The 271-nt window shown below is 60.5% G+C and carries 1 protein-coding gene; it reads right to left on the bottom strand.

Annotated elements, in window-relative coordinates; genetic code table 11:
- On the bottom strand, positions 1-271 hold a 271-nt coding region (locus SB822_RS57365), incomplete at both ends, for a GGDEF domain-containing protein (RefSeq protein WP_410859145.1).

Genomic DNA, 271 nt, shown 5'->3' with positions numbered 1-271 from the left:
CCAACACGGCCTCGTGGCTCACCACGCGGCGCGCCACTTCCGCAAACGATCTAAGTACTTCGTCGCCGGCATGATGACCGTAGCGGTCGTTGAGCTTCTTGAAGTGATCGAGGTCAAGCGCGAGCAGCGACAACGGCCGGTTCTTGCTGCCCTCGCCGAGAACGCGTTCGCCTTCCTCGAAGAACCATCTGCGATTGCCAAGACGCGTCAGAAAATCGGTCTGCGATTCCTGCAGGAGCCGGCCATGCGTTTCCTCGCGGATGAGCTTGAG

The sequence above is a fragment of the Paraburkholderia sp. SIMBA_054 genome (assembly GCF_046534875.1).
Lineage (GTDB): Bacteria > Pseudomonadota > Gammaproteobacteria > Burkholderiales > Burkholderiaceae > Paraburkholderia > Paraburkholderia hospita.
This window is presented reverse-complemented; position numbering and strand designations above follow the sequence as displayed.